Genomic DNA, 17,478 nt, shown 5'->3' on the forward strand with positions numbered 1-17,478 from the left:
TCAGCGGCCAAAGAAGAACTTCGGCCCCGCCCAGTCGAGCAGCCGGCGCAGTGCGACCGACAGCGCCAGGTAGATCAGCGTGGCGATGATGAAAGCCTCGAAGGCGCGGAAGTTGCGGCTTTGGATGAGGTTGGCCGCGTAGCTCAGCTCCTCGGTCGAAATCTGCCCGCACACCGCCGAGCCCAGCATGACGATGACGATCTGGCTCACCATGGCGGGCCACACCTTCTTCAGTGCCGGGGGCAGCACCACGCGCAGGAACACCTGCGCCTTGCTCAGCGCCAGGCTCACGGCGGCCTCGATCTGCCCCTTGGGCGTGGCCTCGATGCCGGCGCGAATGATCTCGGTGGAATAGGCGCCCAGGTTCATCACCATGGCAATCACCGAGGCCACCTCCGGCGAGAGCTTCACGCCCGCAGCTGGCAGCCCGAAGAAGATGAAGAACAGCTGCACGATGAACGGCGTGTTGCGGATCAGCTCCACATACGTGCCCACCACCAACCGCAGCCAGCGCGGGCCGGCCGAGCGCGCCCACGCGCAGAAGGTGCCCACGGTCATGCCCAGCACGGTGCCCACGGCCGTGAGGCCGATGGTCCACGCCACGCCGCGCAGCAGCAGCGGCCATTCCGACAGAACCGCACCAAAGTCGAATTCGATGTTCATGGCCGCGTCAGTCGATCAGACCGGCAGGTCGCCGGCGGGGCGGCCGAGCCACTTCTTGGACATGGCGTCGATGGTGCCGTCCTTGCGCGCGGCGGCAATGATCTCGTTCACCTTGGCCTTCAGCTTGTCCTCGCCCTTGGCGATGCCGACGAAGCAGGGGCTGTCTTTGAGCAGCAGCTTGTATTCGGCATTGAGCTGCGGGTTCTTCTGCATCATGTCGCCGGCCACGGCGGCGCTGGCGGCCAGTGTTTGCGTCTGGCCCGCCACGAAGGCGGCGATGGTGGCGTTGTTGTCCTCGAAGCGCTTGTAGTCCAGCGTGGTGGGCGCGACCTTGGCAAGCTCCTGGTCTTCCATGGCGCCGCGGGTCACGGCCACGCTCTTGCCGCCCATGTCGGCAAAGGTCTTGATGTTCAGGCTCTTGGCCGCGAACACGGCCTGGAAGAAGGGCGCGTAGGCCGAAGAAAAGTCGATCACCTTCTCGCGCTCCGCGTTCTTGCCGAGCGTGGAAATCACCAGGTCGGCCTTCTTGGTCTGCAGGTACGGAATGCGGTTGGCGCTGGTGACGGGCACCAGCTCGATCTTCACGCCCAGCTTGGCAGCGATGAGCTCGGCCATTTCCACGTCCAGGCCCTGCGGCTTCATGTTCCTGTCGACCGAGCCGTAGGGCGGGTAGTCGGTGGGCACGGCGATCTTGATGGTCTTGGCCTTGAGCACGTTGTCGAGCGCGTTCTGGGCCTGGGCGGCGCCGGTGGCGGCCAGCATGGCGATGGAGGCCACTGCGAGGGCGAGGTGGCGTTTGGACAGAGAGAAGGTCATAGCAGGGCTCCTAGGTAAGTCGAAGAATCGGAATCGGAATCGGGGTCGGTGGATGCGGCGGCCTTGCGGCCCTTGGCTTTGGTTGCCGGCTTGGCGGTGGCGGCGGTGTTGTGTAGCGGCGCCAGCGCGTCGCGCAACTGCGCCAGCGGGTCGGTGGGGGCCTGCACGCGCAGGGCCGACTGCACCGTGCCGATGTGCGCGCCCATCAAGGCCTCGGCCGCGGCATGGTCGCCACGCTCCAGCGCCGCGACGATCTGCACATGGTCTTCGCACGACTGCACCGCGTCGTGCGTGGACTGGTAGAGCATGGCGATGAGCGTGGTGCGCGCCGTGTAGTCGCGCAGCGTGTCGGCCAGCAGCGTGTTGCCCAGGCACTCGGCCAGGCACACATGAAAGTCGCCCAGCAGAAAGCTGCGGTTGCCGACGTCGCTTTCTTTCAGTGCGGCTTTTTCACGCTGAAGGTGCGCCTTCAATTGGCGCAGGGCGGTTTTTTCGATCTTTCCGGTGCTGCCTGCACTGCGGATGAGGCCCAGCTCGATGACGCGGCGCGCCTCGAAGGCTTCACGCGCCTCGTCCTGCGAAGGCTCGATGACGAACCAGCCGCGCCGCGCGCTCACCGTGACGATGCCGCGCGCCGCCAGCCGCGTGAGGGCTTCGCGCACGATGGTGCGGCTGCAGTCGAACAGCATGGCCAGCTGCTGCTCGCCCAGGCGCGAACCCGGCGCGAGCTTTTGCGCCATCACCGCTTCAACGATGCGTGCACTGATTTCGGATGCGGAGATGGCCATGGTCCTGCATACCAGCAGCTTCTGTGCCAACTGGTATGCAAGGCGTGTGCACCGAAATGGACCGCAGGCCCCGTGCCGGGCCCCCCGCGATGGGGCGCGATCGGTGCCTGGCGCGGCTCAGTGCCGCGGAGTTCGGCCGAGCGCGCTGGCCGGCATGGCCACAAGCATGAGCAATGCCGACAGCACCAGCGCCCCGCTCAGCACATACAGGCTGGCCGTGAAGCCGCCCGTCAGCGTCTTCAGCGCGCCGACCATCATCGGCGCCACCAGCCCCGCACTGCCGCCGATGGTGCTGATGAGCGCAATGCCCGCGGCCGCCGCGCTCTTGGACATGAAGGTGCCCGGCACCGACCACAGCACGGTGAACGCGGCGGAGATGCCCATCGACGCCAGCGCCAGGCACAGCACGGCGGCCAAGGCGTTGTGCATGAACAGCGTGGTGAGCGCCAGCCCGGCCGCGCCCACCACCGCGCTCAGCGCAAAGTGCCAGCGGCGCTCCTTGCGCCGGTCGGACCGGCGCCCCACCACGATGTTGGCCGCGATGCCCGCCACCGCCGGAACGACCGCATAGAAACCGATCTGCAGCACGCTGAGCCCCATCGACTTCAGGATGGTCGGCTGCCAGAACGAGAGCGCGTAGATGCCCAGAATGATCAGGAACGACATGAACCCGATCAGCCACACCCGGCCGTCGCGCATGGCCGCGCCAAAGGTGTGGCGCTCGGCGGCGCCGTGCGCAGCCTGGTCTTCGGCCAGCAGGCGCGCCACGCGCTGCTTTTCGGCGGCGGAGAGCCACGGTGCCTGCGCCGGGCTGTTGGACAGCCAACGGAACGCCGCAATGCCCAGCAGCACGCTCGGCACCCCTTCGAGCAGGAACAGCCATTGCCAGCCGCGCAGCGACATCGCGCCGTCCAGGTAGGTCATGGTGAGCCCGGCGATCGGCCCGGCCACGATGGGCGCCGCGCCAAAGGCCATGAAGAAAAGCGCCGTGGCCTGCGCGCGCCGGTGCGACGGAAACCACAGCGTCAGGTAGAACAGCACGCCCGGCGCAAAGCCGGCCTCGAACACGCCGATCAGAAAGCGCAGCACGTAGAAGTGCGTGGGCGTGGTGGCAAATATCATGGCCGCCGACGCGAGCCCCCACAGGCCCATGATGCGCAGCAGCGTGGCGCGCACGCCGATCCTGGCGAGCATCAGGTTGCTCGGAATCTCGAACACCGCATAGCCGATGAAGAAAATGCCCGCGCCCAGCCCGAACACCGCGTCGCTGAAGCCCAGCTGCTCCTTCATCTGCAACTGCGCATAGCCGACGTTGGTGCGGTCCAGATAGTTCAGCACGTAGCAGGCGCACAGCAGCGGCATCAGCCGCCAGGTGATCTTGCGAAAGAGCGCTGCGTCTTCATGGCCTGCGACAGAGGCCGGCGGGCGCGGACTGGCGTTGTCCAGCGTGGCGGTGTTCATCGTTCGTCTCCTGTTGTTGTCATGAGGTTCAGGCGAGGGTGGGTGTGCCGAACACCGTTTCGCCCCACAGGTGGCTGGTGGGTGCGCCCGGAAACAGCCAGTGCGGCGAGCATTCGCTGGAGGGCACCACGTTGCTGAAGCCGTGCGCGGCCGAGGTGCCCGCGAGCGTTTTCTCCAGCACCATCGACAGGTACTGGTCGTTGCTGCTTTCTTGCGTGTTGCCGTTCAGGATCACCTCGGCGCCCGTGGCTTGCGCGTAGCGCCGAATGCCGTTGTGGCGCGACAGCAGCGGTGACCAGCTGTCGGTGGACACGCCGTTCTCGCTGCTCACGCGCAGGCCGTCGGGCGCGCGGTAGACCAGCGAATGGTTGCCTTCGGTGTGCCCTGGCGTGTGCACCAGCGCCAGCCCGCGGCCCAGCTGGACGCTGCCGTCGAAAGCCACCACGCGCTCGGCTGCCACGCCGTCCAGACCATGCGGGCAATACCACTCGGCCTGCACCGGCAGCAGCCCTTGCACGTTGGCCAGTTCCTGTCGGTGCACCAGCAGCTTGGCGTTGGGCAGCAGGCCGGGCGCACCGGTGCTGCCGAGCCAGCGGCGCACGTCCTGTGTGTGCAGGTGGTCGTAGGTGATGTAGTCGACCTGCCCGGGCGCCACGCCGCAGCTTGCGAGTGCCTGCGGCACGGTCTGGTAGACCGGCGCGATGGTCTTGTGCAGGAACTTGGGCGTCTGTTCGCTCAGGCGTTTGAAGTAGGGCGTTTCATTGCCGGCCTCGAAGTCGGCCGGTGTGAACAGCAGGGTGCGCAGGCGGCCTTCGAAGTCGTCGTACTGAATCAGCGTGGTGCGCGCCAGCAGATGCACCATGTGCGGCTTGAGCAGTTGCTGCGAGTACACGCCGGTGAAAGCGAACCACGCGGGGTACGGAATGCGCAGCAAATTGAAGCTGCGCGCAAAGCGCACGGGTGGGGCGTCGAGCAGTCGTTCACGCAGCCCCTGGGCACCGTTGCGAATTGCGCTGAGTCGGTCCTGCGGCATGGCGGCGGACCGTGCGCCGTCGAAATCTGTCAGCTGGGCGAAGCCTGTGGGGTCGGGGTCTCTTGTCATGCGCATGTCCTTGGAATGGGAAGCTTTGGTCTTCGGGTTTTCTTGCTGTTGTTGTTCTGGGGCTGTCGTTGTTCTTGAGCTGTCGTTGTTCAGGGCGACGCTCACGCCGACGGGGTGCCTTGCTCCGCGAATGTCCCCCGCTTCGCTCCTCCTTTATTTCGCTGCGCAAGGCACCCCATCGACGTGAGCGAGTTCAGAGCAGTGGTTGATCAGCGGAACACCACGAGCGTGTCCAGGTGCACAGGGCGTCGGGTGCTCCCCGCAGCGAAATAAAGGAGGAGGGCGAAGCCCGGGGGACATTCGCGGAGGGGAGCACCCGACGCCCTGTGCACACGCCCTGAACAGACGGCAAAAGCTCAATAAACAGACCGCCCACCAGAAATATCAAACACCGCGCCCGTACTGAAAGAGCAGTCATCAGAAGCAAGCCAAACAGCCATGGCAGCCACTTCATCGACCTCCACGAACCGCCCCATCGGCACGCGAGAAAGCAGCACAGTGCGCAACTGATCGCGATGCTCCACAGGCACGGCCGCAAAAACATCGGTATCCGCCGCAGAAGGCGTGATGCAGTTCACCAACACGCCCGACGACGCCAGCTCCTTTCCGAGTGACTTGGTCAGCGCAATCAGCCCCGCCTTCGACACCGAATAAGCCGCGTTGAGTCCATTGCCCTCCTTGCCCGCCACCGAGGCCATGTTCACGATGCGCCCGCGCCGCCGAGCCAACATCAACGGCACCACCGCACGACAACACAACCACGCACCAGTGAGGTTGATGTCCAGCACGCTGCGCCACTGCGAAGGTGTGTGCTCCCACGCCGGCACCGTCGGCCCCAACACCCCCGCGTTGTTCACAAGAACGTCGATGCCGCCAAAACGCTCCTGCGAGCGAGAAGCGGCGCGGGCAATCTGCGCTTCGTCGCGCACATCCACCACCTCGGCCGTCACCGTGCCGAGTGCGGCCAATGCTTGCTGTGCCTCGCGCAGCACCGGCGCATCGACATCCCACAGCGCAACGCTGGCGCCCGCCGCCAGACAGCGCCGCGCAACCGCCAGACCGATGCCGCGCGCACCGCCCGTCACGATGGCGTGACGGCCTGCGAGCGCGTCGTGGCGTAACGCGCTCATGCCGTGGCGGCTTCGCTGGGGTGGGCGGGTGCCGGTTCAGGTACCGGTACCGGCTGCCCCAGCAGACTGCCCACCAGCGCCGCGACATGCGCCGCGGGCACGCCGACCAGCAACTGCCGCAGCATCGTCAGCGTGTCGAAGTACACGCGCTCGCACACCAGCCGTTCGCCCTCGAAGATGAAGAAGGCGTTCATGCGGCAGCGAAAGCTGTTGCCCGTGGGCGCAATGCCCTTCAACGGGCCGCGGTGCGTGCCGAGCAGCCAGAACTCAACGATCACCGAATCGTCGGCATGCCGCAGCTGGATGATCTCGTGGCGCTGGTCCGGAAAGGCGCGGCGCGTGTCGGCGTAGTACTGGCGCACGTCGGCCATGCCGTCGTGCACCTCGCCGCTGGGAATCAGCTCGTAGTGTGGGTGCGGAAAGGTGCCGAGCACGGCGTCGAAGTCCTGGCGGGTCTCGTCGGCGAAATGGTCGAGCACGAGGCGCTCGCGGCGGGCTTGAAGTTCGGTGTGTGCGTTCATCGGGGTGTGCTCCATGTGACAGGGAATGACAGGGCTCCGGGTTGCTGCGCATGCGCCGCGCCGGGCTTGCTGCGTACTATCGGCACGCCCCCGAAACAAGACTGTCCGGTGTTGGCAATTGCCGCTACGGACAAACCCGCGATGCCACGCACGCCCACGCCCAAACCCGCGCATACGCCCACGCCCACGCCCACGCCATCGAGCCTCCCGGCATCGAACGCACCGCGCTCGCCCGTGCACAACAGCGACATGCGCCTGGCCGACGACGTGCAGCAGCGCCTGCTCGCGGTGGCGCACCGGCGCACGCTGGCGCGTGGCGAATCGCTGTTTAGCAAGGGCTCGGCGCCCGATGCGCTGTTCGGCGTGGTGGGCGGCTCGCTGCGGGTGAGCGTGGTGGCACCGGGCGGGCGCGAGGCGGTCATCGCCATGCTGGAGCCTGGCCACTGGTTCGGCGAGGTGTCGCTGCTGGTGGGGCTGGAGCGGGTCTATGACACCTGCGCGGTCGACACCACCGAAATGGCCGTGGTGTCGGCGGCGGACTTCCACCGGCTGGTGGCCGAGCACCCCGATGTGCACATGGCCTTCACGCGGCTGGTGTGCATGCGGCTGCGCCAGGCGCTGGCTTGGATCGACGACGTGATATTGATGCCGCTGCCCGTGCGGCTCGCGCACCGCCTGCTCACGCTGGACGCGCACGGCCAGGCGCCGGGCAATGGCGAGGACGGAGGCGGGGGCGGCACGCTGCTGGGCGTGTCGCAGGAAGACCTGTCGTTCATGCTCGGCGTGTCGCGCCAGAGCGTGAACCGGCAACTGAAGCTGTGGGAGGAAGACGGCACGCTGCGGGTGCGCTACCGCAGCATCGAGCTGCTGAGCCGCACGCAGCTGGAACAGCACGCGAACAGGCCGAGCTGAACAACGCCGCGCGGGCCGCGAGCACAGGCTCCAACTAACATCGGCCGGTTTTCATCCTGCCGCCAGGCCCCCCGATGTCCGCCACCTCCCTCCTGCTGCAACTCATCGTCATCCTCTCCACCGCGCGCCTGTGCGGCTGGGTGCTGCGTTACGTGGGCCAGCCCAGCGTGGTCGGCGAGATGGCGGCCGGGCTGATGCTCGGGCCGGTGGTGATGGGCGCGCTGTTCCCGGCACTGCATGCGCAGCTGTTCTCCAAGGAGTCGCTGCAAGGGCTCTCCTCGCTGTCGACGCTGGGGCTGGTGCTGTTCATGTTCGTGGTCGGGCTGGAGCTGCGTGCCTCGCAGGGCGTGCGCGAGCAGTTGCGCTCGGCTGGGTATGTGGGGGTGCTCAGCATCTTGGTGCCGGCCGCGTTGGGCATCGCGATTGCGCCCGCGCTGCATCCGTCGCTGGCGCCGGCGGGCGTGGGCTTCTGGCCGTTCGCGCTGTTCATTGCGGCGGCGCTGTCGATCACCGCGTTCCCGGTGATGGCGCGCATCCTGAAAGACCGCGGCATGACGCGCACGCCCTTCGGCCAGCTGTCGCTGGGCGCGGCCGCGGTGGTCGATGTGTTCGCCTGGATTCTGTTGGCCTTCGTGGTCGCGATGGTCGGTGCCGGGGAGGGCTACCAGGGGCTGCTGAAGACCACGCTGGGCATGGTGGTGGTGCTGTGCGTGCTGTTCCTGGCCGTGAAGCCGGCCTTCGCCTGGCTGCTGCGCACCAAGGCGCCCGAGGGCGAACCGTCGATCACGCTCATGGCGGCCCTGATGATCGGGTTGCTCGCCACCTCGCTGGCCACCGAATGGCTGCACCTGCATGCGGTGTTCGGCGCCTTTCTGTTCGGTGCCTGCCTGCCGCGCGACGACCGGCTGCTGAAGTCGCTCACCGAGCGCATCGAGCCGATTTCCATCGTCGTGCTGATGCCGCTGTTCTTTGCGCTGGCGGGGCTGGGCACCACGGCCAATGCGTTTTCGGGTGCGGGCGTGGGCGCCATGCTGCTCATTCTGGGCGTGGCGGCCTTCGGCAAGATAGCGGGCGGCGCCATTGGCGCGCGCATGGCGGGCTACGGCTGGCGCGACAGCCTGGCCACGGGCTCGCTGATGAACGCTCGCGGGCTGATGGAGCTCATCGTCATGAAGATCGGGCTGGACGCGGGGCTGATCGGCCCCGAGCTGTTCACCATGCTGCTGGTGATGGCGCTGGTGACCACCGCGATGACCGGGCCGTTGATCAACCTGTTCATCGGCCGAAAGGCCGTTGCAGTTACCGAACAGCCCGCAGAGCTCAACCGCCCCGCCGCACCGTGAACCCGATGCGCGTTTCGCCGCCCTGGCTCGACGCGAACACGCGCCCGCCGTGCATGCGCGCAATCGCCTCCACGATCGACAGGCCCAGCCCGTGGTGCCGCGTGGAGCCGTCGCGCGCCTGCGCGGCGCGGTAGAAGCGCTCGAACAGCCGGGGCAGGGCGGCGGGGTCGATCGGCTCGCCCTGGTTGACCACCGCCACACTGACCTCGCCCGGGCCGTCCACGGCCACCTCGATGCGAATTGCCGATGCGGGCGTTGCAAAACGGATCGCATTGCCCAGCAGGTTGAACAGGGCGCGCCGGATCAGCGCGGCGTCCACGTCGGCCGTGGCGTCGCCGCGCACCTCGGCGCGCAGGCCGGCTTCTTCAAGCGTGGCGTCATAGAAGTCGATGACGTCGACCGCCTGCGCCGCCAGGTGCGTAGCGGCCCGCGTGCGCATCGCACCGCCGCGCTCGGCCTGCGAGAGAAACAGCATGTCGGTGACGATGCCCGACAGCCGCGCTATCTCCTCCAGGTTGGAGGCCAGCACGGTCTGCAGCTCTTCATTGCTGCGCGGGCGGGTGAGCGCCAGCTCGGTGGAGCCCAGCAAATTGGCCAGCGGCGTGCGCAGCTCATGCGCCACGTCGGCATTGAAGGACTCCAGCTGCACGTAGGCGCGCTGCACGCGCAGCAGCAGGGCGTTGAATTGCGTGACCCAGGGGCGCAGCTCTTCGGCGAAGGCCATGGCGTCGATGGGCGGGTTGTCCTTGTCGGGGGCCATGGCCGCGGTGCGCTCGGCCAGCACTTTCAGCGGGCGCAGGCCGCGCCGCACCAGCCACATGCCGGTGAGCGAAACCAGCGCGGTGCCCAGCGCCACAGCGCCCAGCAGCGTCCAGGCCAGGCGTTGCAGCAGGCGCTCCTCCTGCGTCATGTTCACGCCCAGCTGCACCGACAGCGGCGTGGTCTTGCCGGCCTGCGTCCACGGCACCTCGAGGTTGCGCAGTATCCAGTGCGGGCCCGGGGCGGGGGTGGACTGGAACAGTTCGCGGCCCGCATGCGAGATGGTCAGCGACACCTCGTCCTGCATGGAGAAAAAGTCGTTCAGCTTGTGTTGCAGAAACTGCAGGTCGCCGCCTTTTTCGGCCTCCTGCAGCAGGTGCTGCACCAGCACCACCTTCTGGTCGAGCTCGTCCTGCTGCTTCTGGCCGAAGCTCCAGGCCGTGACCAGGTACACGCCCAGGCACACCACGCTCAGGCCGAACAGCGCCTGCGCGGCGAACCACAGAGACAGGCGCTGCTGCAGCGACTGCCGGCGCGGCCGCAGGGTCATGCCCAGGAGCGGTCTTCGAGCACGTAGCCCATGCCGCGCACGGTGTGCAGCAGCTTCACGTCGAACGGGTCGTCCAGCTTGCTGCGCAGGCGGCGGATGGCCACTTCGACCACGTTGGTGTCGCTGTCGAAGTTCATGTCCCACACCTGCTCGGCGAGCGTGGTGCGCGACAGAATCTGGCCGCGCCGGCGCAGCAGCACCACCAGCAGCGTGAACTCCTTGGCCGTGAGGTCGAGCCGCGTGCGGTTGCGCGCGCACTTGCGGCTGATGAGGTCGACCTCCAGGTCGGCCAGCCGCAGCTGGGTCGACTCCTGCGGCTTGCCACGGCGCAGCAAGGCCTGCACACGGGCCAGCAGTTCGGAAAACGAGAAGGGCTTGACGAGGTAGTCGTCCGCGCCCTGCTGCAGCCCCTGCACGCGGTCTTCGACCTTGTCGCGCGCGGTGAGCACCAGCACGGGCACGTTTTTCGTGCGCCGGATGGCCTGCAGCACGGCAAAGCCGTCGATGCCGGGGAGCATCACGTCCAGCAGCACCAAGGCGTAGTCGCCCTCGGTCGCAAGGTACTTGCCTTCGATGCCGTCGCGGGCGACATCCACCACGTAACCGTTCTCTTCGAGTCCCTTCTTGAGGTAATCGCCGAGTTTGGGCTCATCTTCAATGACAAGAATTCGCATACGAGGATGTTAACGAAGCTCTTTCACTACGCCGGTTACGATTTAGTAATCCTATCGACGGACAAATGCGCTCTCCGGTGTCATACATTGCGCCGGGCCTGCAAATGGCAGGCCATTCGGCGGGGCTTTGCTCGAAGCCCGCTCACACGCCGTCGATATACTTTTTGCCTCATGCGCCGCTGGCTCCTCATCTTTCTGCTTGCTCTCTTGCCGCTCCAGCTGAGCTGGGCCGCGGCATCGGCGTACTGCCAGCACGAGCGCGACACGCAGCCCGAGCACTGGGGCCACCACGACAGCGAAGGCCGTGGCACGGACCGCAGCCACAGCGGCGAGGGCGCGCAGAAAAACGCCAGCACCCAGCCCAACGCCGTGGTCGGCGACTGCGCGGTCTGCCATGCAGGCTGGGCACAGCATGCCGACGCCGCCACCGAGCCCGCATCCGCCCTGGCCCCCGTGGCCCAGGCGCCGCGCATGACGCCGGCAGAACGCTTCGCCTCGCACATTGCCGACGTTCCGGTGCGCCCCGACTGGTCTCTCGCCCTCTGATTCGGCGAGAGAACCCAACCCACCTTCTGATCTTCATCATCAGCTGAGCTCTCGCCGAATTCGTCCGTCCGTTGTTTTGCAACCCAGGAGAATTCGATGCGCACGCTCTTCGTGCCGCTGGCCGTTTTGGCCATGGCGGCGCCCCCTGCCTTTTCCCAAGATTCACAGATTTCGCGTGCCGGGCTTCAGTCTGCCTCTGCCCGTGCGGCCACCCGCGCAGCCACCCGCACGCTGGAGCCCGCCGGCCCGCTGAACCTGCAGGCCGCCGTAGCGATGGCGCTGCAGGCCAACCCCAGCCTGTTTGCCGCGTCGCGCGAGCAGGACGCCACCGAGGCCGCCATCGTGCAGGCCGGTGCCTGGCCCAACCCCACGCTCGACGCGCAGGTGGAAGACCTGCGCCGTGACAACCGCACCACCACGCTGCAACTGAGCCAGCCCATCGAGCTCGGCGGCAAGCGCGCGGCGCGGGTGACGGCGGCGGAGCGCGCGCGCGACCAGGCCGCGTCGGCACTGGACGCGCGCCGCGCCGAGGTGCGCGCGGCCACCGTCACGGCCTTCTTCGAGGTGCTGACCGCGCAGGAGCGCCTGCGCCTGGCGCAGGACTCGGTGGGCCTGGCGCAGACGGCCACCCGTGCCGCGGCCAACCGCGTGGCGGCCGGCAAGGTGTCGCCGCTGGAAGAAACCAAAGCGCGCGTGGCCGAGGCCGGCATTCGCGTCGAGCTGCTGCAGGCCGAAGGCACGCTGCGCACGGCACGCCAGCACCTGACCGCGCAGTGGGGCAACCCAGCGCCACGTTTCACGCAGGTGGAGGGCGCGGTCGACCGGCTGCCGGCCATGGTGTCGGCCCAGGGCATGCAAGACATGCAGAGTCGTCTGGCCGCCGCGCCCGTGCTGCGGCAGGCGCGGCTGGAGGTCGAGCGGCGCCAGGCGCTGTCCGACCTGGAGCAGGCCAAGCGCATGCCCGACATCACCGTGTCGCTCGGCGCCAAGCGCGTGCCTTCCGCCGAGGGCGACACGGGCGGCGGCCGGCGCAACCAGGTGGTGGTGGGCCTGTCGATTCCATTGCCCATCTTCGACACCAACCGCGGCAACGTGGCCGAGGCGCTGAGCCGCGAGGAAAAAGCGCGCGACGACCTGGCCGCGGCCGAGCTGCAACTGGGCACCGACGTGGCGCAGGCCACCGAGCGCCTGGGCGCCGCGCGGGCCACTGCCGAGACGCTGCAGCGCGACGCGCTGCCGGGCGCCGAAAGCGCCTACAAGGCCGCGACCAAGGGCTTCGAGCTGGGCAAGTTCAGCTTTCTGGAGGCACTGGATGCGCAACGCACGCTGTTCCAGGTGCGTGCGCAGTACCTGCTGGCGCTGGCCGACGCGCACCGCGCCGCCGGCGACCTCGACCGCCTGCTGGGCCGCCAGAACGACGACACACCGCTCGCTACATCCGTCGCGCGCTGACAAGGAACACCCCACACCATGAACGCACAAGAACGCACACCCCTCGCCGAGCGCGTGGGCAAGAAGCAGTGGATCGCCATCGCGGTGGTCCTTCTGATGGGGCTCGGCGCGGGCGCGCTGATTCTTCGCGCCGCGCCGGCCAAGCCGGAGGCCGCGGGCCATTCCGAAGCGGCCGGCCACGGCGACGGTGAGCACCATGAAGAGGGCGACGCCCATGCGAAGGAGGGCGGCAAGCCAGAAGCCAAGCCAGAAGCGAAGGACCACGACCACAGCCACGGCGAGGCCGCCGGTCATGGCGACAAGGAGCACCACGGGGAAGACAAGACTGCGGGCAAGGACGAAGGAAAGAACGCATCCGCCGAGAACAAGCAACACGAGGAACACAAGGAAGGTAAGGACAAGAAGGAAGAAAAAATCGCCTTCACCGACGCTCAGGTCAAGGCCGCCGACATCGCCATCGAAAGCGCCGGTACCGCGCGCATCAAGCTGTCGCTGCAGCTGCCCGGAGAAATCAAGTTCAACGAAGACCGCACGGCCCATGTGGTGCCGCGCGTGGCGGGCGTGGTCGACAGTGTGTCGGCCAACCTGGGCCAGCAGGTCAAGCGTGGCCAGGTGCTGGCGGTGCTGTCGAGCCCGTCGCTGTCGGAGCAGCGCAGCGCGCTGCAGTCCGCGCAGCGCCGGCTCGCGCTGGCCCGCACCACCCACGAGCGCGAAAAGAAGCTGTGGGAAGAAAAAATCTCCGCCCAGCAGGACTACCTGCAGGCCCAGCAGGCCATGCAGGAGGCGCAGATCGAGGTGGCCAACGCCAACCAGAAGCTGCTGGCGCTGGGCGCCACGCCCGGCTCCGCCGCGCTCGGCCGCTACGAGCTGTGCGCGCCGTTCGACGGCATGGTGGTCGAGAAGCACATTGCGCTGGGCGAGGCGGTGAAGGAAGACGTCAACGTGTTCACCATTTCAGACCTGTCGAGCGTGTGGGCCGAGATCAGCGTGGCCGCCAACAACCTGAACCTGGTGCGCATCGGCGAGCCGGTGACCATCCGCTCCAGCGCGTTCGATCAGACGGCCACGGGCAAGGTGTCTTACGTGGGCTCGCTCATCGGCGCGCAAACGCGCACCGCCACAGCCCGCGTCACGCTGACCAACCCGCAGGGCATCTGGCGCCCGGGGCTGTTCGTGAACGTCGAGCTGGTGGCCTCCGAAACGCAAGCGCCCGTGACCGTGTCGGCCGAGGCGATTCAAACGGTGGAAGACAAGCCCACCGTGTTCCTGCGCGTGCCCGGCGGCTTTGTGCCCCAGCACGTGCAGACCGGGCGCAGCGACGGCCAGCGCGTGGAGATCGTCGGTGGCCTTGCGCCCGGCGCCAGCCACGCCGCGAGCGGCAGCTTCGTCGTGAAGTCGCAGCAGGGCAAGAGCTCTGCCACGCACACCCACTGAAGAGGCCCGCATGTTCGAACGCATCATCGGCTTCTCCATCGCGCAGCGCTGGCTGGTTCTGCTGGCCGTGCTGGGCATGGCCGCGCTCGGTGTCTTCAGCTACCAGAAGCTGCCCATCGACGCCGTGCCCGACATCACCAACGTGCAGGTGCAGATCAACACCGCCACGCCCGGCTACTCCCCGCTGGAGACCGAGCAGCGCGTGACCTATCCCATCGAGACCGTCATGGCGGGCCTGCCCGGCCTGCAGCAGACGCGCTCGCTCTCGCGCTACGGCCTCTCGCAGGTGACGGTGATCTTCAAGGACGGCACCGACATCTACTTTGCGCGCCAGCTTGTCAACGAGCGCATTCAGTCGGCGCGCGAGGGCATGCCCAGCGGCATCTCGCCGGTGATCGGCCCCATCTCGACCGGCCTGGGCGAGATCTACCTGTGGACCGTGGAGGCGGAGGACGGCGCGAAGAAGGCCGACGGCAAACCGTATTCGCCGACCGACCTGCGTGAGGTACAGGACTGGATCATCAAGCCGCAGTTGCGCAACGTGGCGGGCGTGACCGAGATCAACTCCATTGGCGGCTACGCCAAGGAGTTTCAGATTGCGCCCGACCCCGCCAAGCTGCTGGCGCACGGCCTGAGCATGACCGACCTGGTCACCGCGCTGGAGCGCAACAACGCCAACGTGGGCGCGGGCTACATCGAGAAGCGCGGCGAGCAGTACCTCATTCGCGCGCCGGGGCAGGTGAAGTCGGCCGAGGACATCGGCAACGTCATTCTGGGCAACGCAGGAGGCATTCCGCTGCGCGTGCAGGACGTGGCCGAGGTCGGCATCGGCAAGGAACTGCGCACCGGCGCGGCCACGGACAACGGGCGCGAGGTGGTGCTGGGCACGGTGTTCATGCTCATCGGCGAGAACAGCCGCACCGTGTCGCAGGCGGTCGACAAGAAGATGCAGGAGATCAACCGCACGTTGCCCGCGGGCGTGAAGGCGGTGACGGTGTACGACCGCACGGTGCTGGTCGACAAGGCCATTGCTACGGTGAAGAAGAACCTGTTCGAGGGCGCGGTGCTGGTCATTGCCGTGCTGTTCCTGTTCCTCGGCAACATTCGCGCGGCGCTGATCACCGCGCTGGTGATTCCGCTGTCGATGCTGTTCACCTTCACCGGCATGGTGAACCAGAAGATCAGCGCCAACCTCATGAGCCTGGGCGCGCTGGACTTCGGCATCATCATCGACGGGGCGGTGGTGATCGTGGAGAACTGCGTGCGGCGCCTCGCCCATGCGCAAGCGAAGCATGGTCGGCCGCTCACGCGCAGCGAGCGCTTTCATGAGGTGTTCGCAGCCTCGCAGGAGGCGCGCCGCCCGCTGCTGTTCGGCCAGCTGATCATCATGATCGTGTACCTGCCGATCTTTGCGCTCACGGGTGTGGAGGGCAAGCTGTTCCACCCGATGGCCTTCACCGTGGTGATTGCGCTGCTGGGCGCGATGATTCTGTCGATCACCTTCATTCCCGCGGCCGTGGCGCTGTTCATCGGCGACAAGGTCAGCGAGAAAGAGAACCGGCTCATGGTGTGGGCCAAGCGCGGCTACGAGCCGCTGCTGGCGCGTGTGATGCAGGCCAAGGCGCTGGTCATCACCACCGCGGTGGTGGCCGTGGTGCTGTCGGGCCTGCTGGCCACGCGCCTGGGCACGGAGTTTGTGCCCAGCCTGAGCGAGGGCGACTTCGCCATTCAGGCGCTGCGCATTCCGGGCACCAGCCTCACGCAGTCGGTCGAGATGCAGAAGCAACTCGAAAGCACGCTGAAGGCCAAGTTTCCTGAAATCGAACGGGTGTTCGCGCGCACCGGCACGGCCGAGATTGCGTCGGACCCGATGCCGCCGAACATCTCCGACGGCTACATCATGCTCAAGCCCGAAAGCGAATGGCCCGCGCTCGAAGGTGCGTCGCGCCGCACGCGCGCCGAGCTGCTCGCGGCCGTGCAGGAAGAGGTGGAGAAGCTGCCGGGCAACAACTACGAGTTCTCGCAGCCCATTCAGCTGCGCTTCAACGAGCTCATTTCGGGCGTGCGCAGCGACGTGGCCGTGAAGATCTTCGGCGACGACATGGACGTGCTGAACAAGACGGCAGCCGAAGTCTCCGAAGCGCTCGGCAAGGTGCCCGGCGCGGCCGAGGTGAAGGTCGAGCAGACGACCGGCCTGCCGATGCTCACCGTGAACATCGACCGCCAGAAGACCGCACGCTACGGCTTGAACGTGGGCGACGTGCAGGACGCGGTGTCCATCGCGGTGGGCGGGCGCGAGGCGGGCACGCTGTTCGACGGCGACCGGCGCTTCGACATCATCGTGCGGCTGCCCGAGAACCTGCGCACCGACCTGGAAGCCATCAAGCGCCTGCCGGTGGCGCTGCCCAAGGGCGCTGGCGGCGAAGGCCTGCGCACCAGCTTCATTCCGCTGGGCGAGGTGGCCACGCTGGACATTGCACCCGGCCCCAACCAGGTGAGCCGTGAGGACGGCAAGCGCCGCATCGTGGTGAGTGCCAATGTGCGCGGGCGCGACCTGGGCTCCTTTGTGGCCGAGGCTGAAACCGCCATGCGCGGCGTGAAGATTCCCACCGGCTACTGGACCGTGTGGGGCGGCCAGTACGAGAACCTGGCCTCGGCCACCGAGCGGCTGCAGGTGGTGGTGCCGGTGTCGCTGCTGCTGGTGTTCACGCTGCTGTTCGCGATGTTCGGCAACCTGAAGGACGGGCTGCTGGTGTTCACCGGCATTCCGTTCGCGCTCACGGGCGGCATCGTGGCGCTGTGGCTGCGCGACATACCGCTGTCGATCTCCGCGGCCGTGGGTTTCATTGCGCTGTCGGGCGTGGCGGTGCTGAACGGGCTGGTGATGATCGCGTTCATCCGCAACCTGCGGGAAGGCGGCATGCCGCTGGACGCGGCCATTCGCGAGGGCGCGCTCACGCGGCTGCGCCCGGTGCTGATGACGGCGCTGGTCGCGTCGCTGGGCTTCGTGCCGATGGCCATCGCCACCGGCACCGGTGCCGAGGTGCAACGGCCGCTGGCGACGGTGGTGATCGGCGGCATTCTGTCGTCGACCGCGCTCACGCTGCTGGTGCTGCCGCTGCTGTATCGCCTGGTGCATCGGCGCGACGAAGACGAGGTTCAGGCGCCTAGCGCACTGCAGAGCCACGGGGCGCCGGTGGCCTAGGGAACATCTGATCAAGTCGTAAATTGACTTGATGACGAGCGCGCGTGTTGTGTCGCAGCGCTCGCCGGCTCGTTGCACCGGCATTCGATGTGTTTGAGCGCTTCTGTAGTGCCCTTACGCTG

Annotated in this window: 15 protein-coding genes; 6 read left to right on the forward strand and 9 right to left on the reverse strand. The window is 67.4% G+C overall.

The genetic code is table 11. From position 1 onward, the window contains the following. From VLK31_RS34445 to VLK31_RS34475, 7 genes are all read right to left on the reverse strand, one after another. Window positions 1–663 carry an amino acid ABC transporter permease gene (locus tag VLK31_RS34445; protein WP_409172990.1) on the reverse strand — a complete coding sequence of 221 codons (663 nt, stop codon included), beginning with the start codon at window positions 661–663 and terminating at the stop codon, window positions 1–3. A 15-nt stretch (window positions 664–678) separates the two neighbouring features. Further along, complete coding sequence (locus VLK31_RS34450) at window positions 679–1,479, reverse strand: transporter substrate-binding domain-containing protein (protein WP_409172991.1); 801 nt, start codon at window positions 1,477–1,479, stop codon at window positions 679–681. Continuing rightward, window positions 1,476–2,267, reverse strand: a complete 792-nt coding sequence (locus VLK31_RS34455; RefSeq protein WP_409172992.1) for a GntR family transcriptional regulator — start codon at window positions 2,265–2,267, stop codon at window positions 1,476–1,478. The genes VLK31_RS34450 and VLK31_RS34455 overlap by 4 nt, the downstream gene beginning before the upstream one ends. Before the next feature lie 117 nt (window positions 2,268–2,384). Then, the gene (locus VLK31_RS34460; protein WP_409172993.1) at window positions 2,385–3,728 is read right to left on the reverse strand and encodes an MFS transporter; all 1,344 of its coding nucleotides are present in this window, start codon (window positions 3,726–3,728) and stop codon (window positions 2,385–2,387) included. A gap of 28 nt (window positions 3,729–3,756) precedes the next feature. Continuing rightward, the gene (locus VLK31_RS34465) at window positions 3,757–4,830 is read right to left on the reverse strand and encodes a hypothetical protein (RefSeq protein WP_409172994.1); all 1,074 of its coding nucleotides are present in this window, start codon (window positions 4,828–4,830) and stop codon (window positions 3,757–3,759) included. Window positions 4,831–5,186: 356 nt separating this feature from the next. Then, entirely contained in the window at window positions 5,187–5,960 is a 774-nt protein-coding gene (locus tag VLK31_RS34470) for an SDR family NAD(P)-dependent oxidoreductase (protein ID WP_409172995.1), read from the reverse strand. Beyond that, the gene (locus VLK31_RS34475) at window positions 5,957–6,481 is read right to left on the reverse strand and encodes an ester cyclase (RefSeq protein WP_409172996.1); all 525 of its coding nucleotides are present in this window, start codon (window positions 6,479–6,481) and stop codon (window positions 5,957–5,959) included. Before VLK31_RS34475 ends, VLK31_RS34470 begins: the two co-directional genes overlap by 4 nt. Before the next feature lie 141 nt (window positions 6,482–6,622). Between VLK31_RS34475 and VLK31_RS34480 the strand changes: the two genes are divergently transcribed. Both VLK31_RS34480 and VLK31_RS34485 read left to right on the forward strand, forming a co-directional pair. Next, window positions 6,623–7,393, forward strand: a complete 771-nt coding sequence (locus tag VLK31_RS34480) for a Crp/Fnr family transcriptional regulator (RefSeq protein WP_409172997.1) — start codon at window positions 6,623–6,625, stop codon at window positions 7,391–7,393. A 74-nt stretch (window positions 7,394–7,467) separates the two neighbouring features. Next, window positions 7,468–8,736 (forward strand): cation:proton antiporter, encoded by a 1,269-nt coding sequence (locus VLK31_RS34485; protein WP_409172998.1) that lies wholly within the window; start codon window positions 7,468–7,470, stop codon window positions 8,734–8,736. On the opposite strand, the gene VLK31_RS34490 is transcribed toward VLK31_RS34485, so the two are convergent. Next, window positions 8,714–10,039 (reverse strand): heavy metal sensor histidine kinase, encoded by a 1,326-nt coding sequence (locus VLK31_RS34490; protein WP_409173005.1) that lies wholly within the window; start codon window positions 10,037–10,039, stop codon window positions 8,714–8,716. The genes VLK31_RS34485 and VLK31_RS34490 overlap by 23 nt on opposite strands. A 2-nt stretch (window positions 10,040–10,041) precedes the next feature. Continuing rightward, window positions 10,042–10,719 carry a heavy metal response regulator transcription factor gene (locus tag VLK31_RS34495; RefSeq protein WP_409172999.1) on the reverse strand — a complete coding sequence of 226 codons (678 nt, stop codon included), beginning with the start codon at window positions 10,717–10,719 and terminating at the stop codon, window positions 10,042–10,044. 171 nt (window positions 10,720–10,890) lie between these two features. On the opposite strand from VLK31_RS34495, the gene czcI reads away from it, so the two are divergent. The 4 genes from czcI to VLK31_RS34515 all read left to right on the forward strand — a co-directional run bounded on the left by czcI (window position 10,891) and on the right by VLK31_RS34515 (window position 17,356). Then, a complete protein-coding gene (gene czcI / locus VLK31_RS34500) occupies window positions 10,891–11,265 on the forward strand; it encodes a cation efflux protein, CzcI family (RefSeq protein WP_409173000.1) in 375 nt (124 codons plus the stop codon). 96 nt (window positions 11,266–11,361) lie between these two features. Further along, window positions 11,362–12,717, forward strand: coding sequence for a TolC family protein (locus VLK31_RS34505; protein WP_409173001.1), 1,356 nt, complete (start codon window positions 11,362–11,364; stop codon window positions 12,715–12,717). Window positions 12,718–12,735: 18 nt separating this feature from the next. Beyond that, window positions 12,736–14,151 carry an efflux RND transporter periplasmic adaptor subunit gene (locus VLK31_RS34510; protein WP_409173002.1) on the forward strand — a complete coding sequence of 472 codons (1,416 nt, stop codon included), beginning with the start codon at window positions 12,736–12,738 and terminating at the stop codon, window positions 14,149–14,151. A 10-nt stretch (window positions 14,152–14,161) separates the two neighbouring features. Further along, on the forward strand, window positions 14,162–17,356 hold the full coding sequence (locus tag VLK31_RS34515) for a CusA/CzcA family heavy metal efflux RND transporter (RefSeq protein WP_409173003.1): 3,195 nt from the start codon (window positions 14,162–14,164) through the stop codon (window positions 17,354–17,356). The last annotated feature ends 122 nt before the right edge of the window (window positions 17,357–17,478 follow it).

Origin of the sequence: Variovorax sp. H27-G14 (assembly GCF_046156345.1) — a bacterium.
GTDB lineage: Bacteria > Pseudomonadota > Gammaproteobacteria > Burkholderiales > Burkholderiaceae_C > Variovorax.

Excerpts from the sequence above, each read along its gene's own strand:
- VLK31_RS34445 (WP_409172990.1), bottom strand. The coding sequence starts at position 663 with ATGAACATCGAATTCGACTTTGGTGCGGTTCTGTCGGAATGGCCGCTG.
- VLK31_RS34450 (WP_409172991.1), bottom strand. The coding sequence starts at position 1,479 with ATGACCTTCTCTCTGTCCAAACGCCACCTCGCCCTCGCAGTGGCCTCC.
- VLK31_RS34455 (WP_409172992.1), bottom strand. The coding sequence starts at position 2,267 with ATGGCCATCTCCGCATCCGAAATCAGTGCACGCATCGTTGAAGCGGTG.
- VLK31_RS34460 (WP_409172993.1), bottom strand. The coding sequence starts at position 3,728 with ATGAACACCGCCACGCTGGACAACGCCAGTCCGCGCCCGCCGGCCTCT.
- VLK31_RS34465 (WP_409172994.1), bottom strand. The coding sequence starts at position 4,830 with ATGACAAGAGACCCCGACCCCACAGGCTTCGCCCAGCTGACAGATTTC.
- VLK31_RS34470 (WP_409172995.1), bottom strand. The coding sequence starts at position 5,960 with ATGAGCGCGTTACGCCACGACGCGCTCGCAGGCCGTCACGCCATCGTG.
- VLK31_RS34475 (WP_409172996.1), bottom strand. The coding sequence starts at position 6,481 with ATGAACGCACACACCGAACTTCAAGCCCGCCGCGAGCGCCTCGTGCTC.
- VLK31_RS34480 (WP_409172997.1), top strand. The coding sequence starts at position 6,623 with ATGCCACGCACGCCCACGCCCAAACCCGCGCATACGCCCACGCCCACG.
- VLK31_RS34485 (WP_409172998.1), top strand. The coding sequence starts at position 7,468 with ATGTCCGCCACCTCCCTCCTGCTGCAACTCATCGTCATCCTCTCCACC.
- VLK31_RS34495 (WP_409172999.1), bottom strand. The coding sequence starts at position 10,719 with ATGCGAATTCTTGTCATTGAAGATGAGCCCAAACTCGGCGATTACCTC.
- czcI (WP_409173000.1), top strand. The coding sequence starts at position 10,891 with ATGCGCCGCTGGCTCCTCATCTTTCTGCTTGCTCTCTTGCCGCTCCAG.
- VLK31_RS34505 (WP_409173001.1), top strand. The coding sequence starts at position 11,362 with ATGCGCACGCTCTTCGTGCCGCTGGCCGTTTTGGCCATGGCGGCGCCC.
- VLK31_RS34510 (WP_409173002.1), top strand. The coding sequence starts at position 12,736 with ATGAACGCACAAGAACGCACACCCCTCGCCGAGCGCGTGGGCAAGAAG.
- VLK31_RS34515 (WP_409173003.1), top strand. The coding sequence starts at position 14,162 with ATGTTCGAACGCATCATCGGCTTCTCCATCGCGCAGCGCTGGCTGGTT.